The 5,846-nt window shown below is 71.1% G+C and carries 6 protein-coding genes; 3 read left to right on the forward strand and 3 right to left on the reverse strand.

The window, feature by feature from the left end; genetic code table 11:
• Window positions 1–12 precede the first annotated feature (12 nt).
• From D7X32_RS42730 to D7X32_RS42740, 3 genes are read left to right on the forward strand one after another with little or no spacing between them, the layout of a single operon-like run.
• A complete protein-coding gene (locus D7X32_RS42730; RefSeq protein ID WP_120608242.1) occupies window positions 13–1,014 on the forward strand; it encodes an AAA family ATPase in 1,002 nt (333 codons plus the stop codon).
• On the forward strand, window positions 1,011–2,318 hold the full coding sequence (locus D7X32_RS42735; protein ID WP_120608238.1) for a DUF58 domain-containing protein: 1,308 nt from the start codon (window positions 1,011–1,013) through the stop codon (window positions 2,316–2,318). Before D7X32_RS42730 ends, D7X32_RS42735 begins: the two co-directional genes overlap by 4 nt.
• Before the next feature lie 8 nt (window positions 2,319–2,326).
• Window positions 2,327–2,851, forward strand: a complete 525-nt coding sequence (locus tag D7X32_RS42740) for a GNAT family N-acetyltransferase (RefSeq protein ID WP_120608239.1) — start codon at window positions 2,327–2,329, stop codon at window positions 2,849–2,851.
• Here D7X32_RS42740 and D7X32_RS42745 read toward each other — a convergent pair.
• From D7X32_RS42745 to D7X32_RS42755, 3 genes are all read right to left on the reverse strand, one after another.
• The gene (locus D7X32_RS42745) at window positions 2,848–3,291 is read right to left on the reverse strand and encodes an inorganic diphosphatase (RefSeq protein WP_120608240.1); all 444 of its coding nucleotides are present in this window, start codon (window positions 3,289–3,291) and stop codon (window positions 2,848–2,850) included. The two genes, D7X32_RS42740 and D7X32_RS42745, sit on opposite strands and share 4 nt — an antisense overlap.
• Window positions 3,288–4,301 carry a stage II sporulation protein M gene (locus tag D7X32_RS42750; RefSeq protein ID WP_120608241.1) on the reverse strand — a complete coding sequence of 338 codons (1,014 nt, stop codon included), beginning with the start codon at window positions 4,299–4,301 and terminating at the stop codon, window positions 3,288–3,290. Before D7X32_RS42750 ends, D7X32_RS42745 begins: the two co-directional genes overlap by 4 nt.
• 101 nt (window positions 4,302–4,402) lie before the next feature.
• Window positions 4,403–5,846, reverse strand: a 1,444-nt coding sequence (locus D7X32_RS42755; protein WP_147450492.1) for a bifunctional metallophosphatase/5'-nucleotidase, incomplete at its 5' end; no start/stop codon positions are given.

The following is a 5,846-nucleotide window of genomic DNA, read 5'->3' on the forward strand; positions in this document are numbered from 1 at the left end:
CCCCGGAACCTCATGAACGCCCCGCCCTTCTCCCCTCCTCCCTTCCCGGACAGCGGCAACGCCGTGCGGTCCGCGAACGCCATCCGCGAGGGCGTCCTCACGGAGGTGCGCAAGGCCGTGGTCGGGCAGGACGAACCGCTGGAGCTGATGCTCTGCGGGCTCGTGGCCGGCGGGCACATCCTGCTGGAAGGTGTGCCCGGCGTGGCCAAGACGCTGATGGCCAAGGCGCTGTCGCGCAGCGTGGGCGCGGATTTCAAGCGCATCCAGTTCACGCCGGACCTGATGCCCGCGGACATCCTGGGCACCAGCGTCTTCGACTTGAAGTCGCAGGCCTTCGTGCTCGCGCGCGGCCCCATCTTCACGGACCTGCTGCTCGCGGATGAAATCAACCGCGCACCGGCGAAGACGCAGTCCGCGCTGCTGGAGGCGATGCAGGAGCGCGCCGTGTCACTGGAGGGCAAGAACCTCCAGCTGTCGCCCATGTTCACGGTATTCGCCACGCAGAACCCGGTGGAGTCCGAGGGCACGTACCCGCTCCCCGAGGCACAGCTCGACCGCTTCCTCCTGAAGATCGACGTGGGCTACCCCGCGCCGGAGGAAGAGGACGCCATCCTCGAATCCGTGCACCGGGGCTTCGACTCGGGAGACCTGGCGAGGGCCGGCGTGAACGCGGCGGTGACGAAGGACGGCCTGCTCCAGGCGCGCTCGGCGCTCAGCGCGGTGAACGTGGAACCGCCCGTCCTCGGTTACATCCGCAAGCTGGTGGCAGCGACGCGAAGCTCGCCCAACATCCGCCTGGGCGCGGGGCCGCGCGCGGGCGTGCACCTGCTGCTCGCGTCGAAGGCGCTGGCGGCGCTCCGGGGCCGCGACTTCGTCACCCCGGACGACGTGCGCTTCCTCGTGGGCCCGGTGCTGCGTCACCGGCTGCTCCTGTCGCCGGACGCGGAGCTGGACGGGGCCACGCCCGCGGACGTGCTGCGCGAGGTGGTCCAGGGCGTCGAGGTCCCCCGGTGATTCCCTCCGAGCGCCTGTGGGGGCTGCTCGCCCTGCTCGCGCTGCCCATGGCGCTGGCGGGCTTCTTCCCGGGTGTGGGCGGCGCGGTGCTGGCGCTGGACGCGCTGGCCGTGGCCCTGGCCGCGTTCGACTACCTCCAGGCGCGCCGTGTGCGGCTGGAGGTGGTGCGCACGCTGCCGGAGCGCCTCAACGTGGGCGTGGCGAATCGCGTCGAGCTGCGGCTGGTGCACCGGGGCGGAGGCACGGTGGAGGTGCGCGTGAAGGACGACGCGCCCCCGTCCTTCACCACCGAGCCCGCGGAGGCCACGCTGCGCCTCTCACCGGACAGCCAGACGCAGTGGGTGTACCGGGCCACGCCCGCGAAGCGCGGCAAGTTCAGCTTCGGCGCCGTGCACGTGCGCGTGCGCGGCCCGCTGGGGCTCGTCTCGCACGAGCGCGCCTTTCCCGCCGAGCGCTCCGTGTCGGTGTACCCGGACCTGCGAGGCGCCCGGAGGCTGCTGCTGTCGGGCGCGGCGCTGGACCTGGTGAACCTGGGCCTCCGGCAGCTGCGGCGCGACGGCCAGGGCAGCGAGTTCGCGCGCCTGCGCGACTATGCCCAGGGCGACAGCGTGCGCGACGTGGACTGGAAGGCCACCGCGCGCCGGGGCCGGCCGGTGACGCGCGTGCTGGAGTCGGAGCGTTCGCAGGCGCTGCTCATCTGCGTGGACGCGGGGCGCTCCATGGCGGCGCAGGTGGACGGCCTCACCAAGTTGGATCACGCGGTGAACGCGGCGCTGTTCCTCGCCTTCGTGGCCATCCGCAACGGGGACCGCGTGGGCCTGGCGCTCTTCGCGGACGGAGTGAAGGCCTACCTGCCGCCCGCGGCGGGCCGGGGCCAGTACCGCAAGCTGGTGGACACGCTCTACTCCGCGACACCCAGCCTCACGTACGTGGACTACCTGGCGCTCTTCAAGGAGCTGAACGTGCGCCTGAACCGGCGCAGCCTGCTGTGCGTCTTCACGGACTTCCTCGACGAAGAGCAGGCCGGCACGTTGGTGGCACCGCTGCACCGGCTGGCCCGCCGCCACGTCCCGCTGTGCCTGTCCGTGAAGGACACCGCGCTCCAGAAGCTGCTGCGCACGCCGCCTTCAGGTCCCGAGGAAGCCTTCCAGCACGCGGTGGCATCCGAGCTGCTCACGGACCGCGAGGTGCTCAAGGCCCGCGTGAGCAAGGGCGGCGTGCAGATGCTGGACGTCGCGCCGGACGAACTGAGCCTCGCGGCGGTGAACCGCTACCTCGACATCAAGGCGCGCGGCGTCCTGTAGGAGCCCCCATGGCCCAGACGGTATTCAAGACGGCGGACTTCACGGCGGAGCCCGTCGACGACAGCGAGACGCACGTCGTGCAACCGCTCCTCGACCGCTGCGAGGACTACCATCAGATTGCCTATGGGCGTCCTGCCCTTCCTGATCAGGCCCGGAACATCCCCGGCGAACGGCCTCCGGGCCTTGCTCCCGGCCAGGGACACCTCTTCGCACTTCGCGACGCGCAGGGCGGCCTCGCGGGGATGCTCGAAGCCCTGCGCGACTACCCGGCTCCGGGTGAGTGGTACATCGGCCTCTTCCTCCTCGCGCCGGAGGCCCGGGGCCAGGGCCGGGGTGAGGCCGTGCTGAGCGCCTACGAAGGCCACGTGCGCGCGAACGGCGGCTGGCGGCTGCGGGTGGCCGTGGTGGAGCACAACACGGCCGGGCGCCACTTCTGGGAGCGCGTGGGCTTCCAACCGGAGCAGTGGGTGGGCCCCATCGAGCAGGGGCTCCGGTGGAACCGGGTCCTGAAGATGACGAAGGACCTCGGCTAGGTGCCGGCGCCCTCGCGCAGCCAGCCCACGAAGCGCGTATCGGGTACGTCGCCGCGCACGCGGTGCAGCCCCCGCTTGAACAGGGCGTAGACGCGGAAGAAGCGCTCCAGGCCCGCGCGCTCGGCGGGCGTCATCGGATGCGTCCCGCACACCACCTTCGGGTCGCCCTTCCCCGCGTCGATGAAGCCCAGCACGGCCACCACCGGCACGCGCACGCGCTGCCCCTGCGACAGGCGCGGCCCCAGCACCACCGCGTCCAGCGGGTCTCCGTCATCCGACAGCAGGCCCGGAATGGAGCCGTAGTTGTACGGACACGGCAGCGGCGACACGAAGTCCACGGAGCCGTCCGCGCGCCGCTTCACCATGGAGAAGCGCGGGCACTCAATCAGCACCTCCGGCTCGCGCGGCAACGACGGCACGGACAGGTCCGGCCCGCTCATCCCACCAGCTCCGCCGCCGCCCGCTCGCTGCTCCGCCGGCCGCGCATCCAGTCCGACAGCAGGTACGCGTAGACGCCCGCGCCCACCGTCAGCGCGAAGGAGACCTTGAAGGCCACCGACAGCTTCGGCGGGTGGATCTGCGACACGGTTCCCTCGATGAAGCCCGCGAGCACGAACAGCACCAGCGTGCCGAACAGCATCTTCACCGCCGTCACCGCCTCCTTGCGCAGGGCCTGCCCGCGCGACAACCCACCCGGCGCCACCATGCCCCGTGCGATGACGAGCCCCGCCGCGCCCGCGATGCAGATGGCGGTGATCTCCGGGATGCCGTGCGGAAGGATCCACGCCCAGAACCACCCGGCCATCCCCTTCGCCGCGTACACCTGCGCGAGCGCGCCCAGGAACAGGCCGTTGACGAACAGCATCACCGCCGTGCCCAACCCCAGCGTGATGCCCAACGCGAACGCCAGGAAGGCCACCTGGATGTTGTGCGTGAAGAGGAACGTCGTGAACTGGGCCTGCTCCTCCACGGACATGCCCTTGCCCGCGGCCTCGTCGGCGGCGCGCTTCACCGGATCCATGCTCGTGTGCTGCTCGGGCACCAGGTAGTGCGCCGCGTCCGGATCCACCACCATGCCCACGTAGCCAAAGCCCGCGCCCGCCAGGAACAGCAGCACGGACGCCACGTACATGCGCCACTCGTGGTGCAGGAGCGCCGGGAAGCCTCGCGCCACGAACGCCCACACGTCCGCGAACCGCGGCCGGCTGCCCGGGTACGTCAGCGCGTAGGCGCGGCCCACCAGGTCGTTGAGGTAAGCGCTCACGTCCGCGGAGCCACTGCGCGCGCGCACCCACAGCAGGTCGCTGGAGACGGCGCGGTACAGCTTCCCCAATGAGCGAGCCTCGTCGAGGCTCAGCTTGCGCAGCCCCTCGCCCTCGGACTTGTCCAGCAGCGACTCCAGCTGCTGCCAGCGCGGTCGCCGCGTCTCGATGAACTCCGCCATCTCCATGGGCCCACTCTAGCCGAGCCCCGGAAACGGCGAGGCGCCGGCCGCCCTCCCCGTTTCGAGGGAGGACTCCGGCGCCCCGGTGTTGCAGGAACGCGTGCGGACTACTTGATGAGCTTCTCGAGCGGCTTCGCCTCGGTGGAGGCCTGGGCCTCGGTCCACTCGACGACGGGCGTCTGCCACGCCATGCCCGTCTCCGCCGGGTCGCTGTCCAGCTTCTCGAAGTCGAAGCCGTCACCGCCGAAGTACAGGTACTCCACGGTGGCCACCGTGTACTCCTTCTTCGGATCCAGCGCCTTGCCCTGGGCGTCCTTGAACTTGCCCTTGCCCGCCGGGGTGAAGCCGGCCACGAGCGCGTCCGGGTTCGCCAGCTGCTTCGCCAGGTCCTCGCCCTTGAGCTTCACGGTGAGCAGCGAGTTCTCGAACGGCATCGCCGAGTACACGCTGCCCAGCGTCACGTCGCCCTTGGCCAGGCCGCCCCGGATGCCGCCCTTGTTCAGGATGGCCCCGTCGGTGTTGAGCTGCGTGCGCACCGCGCCCGCCACCCACTTCGCCATCAGCGGCGAGTCCTGCGGGATGCCCGCCTTGGTGAAGCCGATCTTCCGGCCGAGCGCCTGGTCCACCTTCGTCTGCCACTCCGCGATGCGCTTCGCCGTCTCCGCGTCCGGCGTGCCGCCCGCGACCTGGACGACCTTCGTGTCCACGCCGGTCATCTTCTGGCCCGCGGGCTTCGCCGGGTCGAACTTGAACTGCGCGCGCAGGTAGGAATCGAAGCCGCGGCCCAGCGACGCGTAGGTGGTGTCACCTTCCGTCTTCACGCCGGGAGCGTCCGTGCCGCAGCGGCCACCGGCCACCAGCGACACCTTCCAGTCCGCGTGCTTCGCCAGCACCGGCTGCAGGTCCGTGGGGCACTGGTCCGCGACGATGACGACGACGTCCGCGCCCGCCTTGCGCGCCTCGGGCACCGCCGTGTTGAGCGCGTCCTCGTTGGGCGTGACCTCCAGGCCCTCCGCGCGGCCGGACATCGCCGTGCGCACCGTCTTCTGCGAGGTGAGGCCCACCACCGCAATCTTCAGGCCCCGGCGTTCGTAGACCTGGAACGCGGGCATGGACAGGTCCTTCGCCAGCGACGCATCCGTCACCTTCAGGTTCGCCGCCAGGAAGGGAAAGCCCCCGGCCGTGCGGTTCTTCAGGAAGGAATCCTTGGCGTACGACAGCTCGTGGTTGCCCAGCGCGGAGGCCGCATACCCCATGTGCCCCATCACTTCGGCCGTCGGAGCACCCAGGAAGAACGAGGAAAGGGCCGGGCCCGTCCACAGGTCGCCTGTCGTCAGGGCGAGCGTGCCGGCATCCGAACAGGTCGCCTGGCCGTCCTTCAGCGGACCGGCACAGTGCTTTTCATCAGCCACCCAGCGGCCCATCAGCTCCGCGGCGCCGCCCTTGCCCTCGACGGGCAGGAGCTGGCCTCGGGCGCTGCCGGTGACGAGCACCGTCACCTCCGGGGGAACCGTGGGCTTCGCGGGCTCCGCCGCCGGAGGGGGCGTGGCC

Source organism: Corallococcus carmarthensis (assembly GCF_003611695.1).
Lineage (GTDB): Bacteria > Myxococcota > Myxococcia > Myxococcales > Myxococcaceae > Corallococcus > Corallococcus carmarthensis.

What these genes read in the sequence shown, in the direction of transcription:
- D7X32_RS42730 (WP_120608242.1), top strand. Translation starts at nt 13, where the DNA reads ATGAACGCCCCGCCCTTCTCCCCTCCTCCCTTCCCGGACAGCGGCAAC.
- D7X32_RS42740 (WP_120608239.1), top strand. Translation starts at nt 2,327, where the DNA reads ATGGCCCAGACGGTATTCAAGACGGCGGACTTCACGGCGGAGCCCGTC.
- D7X32_RS42750 (WP_120608241.1), bottom strand. Translation starts at nt 4,301, where the DNA reads ATGGAGATGGCGGAGTTCATCGAGACGCGGCGACCGCGCTGGCAGCAG.
- D7X32_RS42745 (WP_120608240.1), bottom strand. Translation starts at nt 3,291, where the DNA reads ATGAGCGGGCCGGACCTGTCCGTGCCGTCGTTGCCGCGCGAGCCGGAG.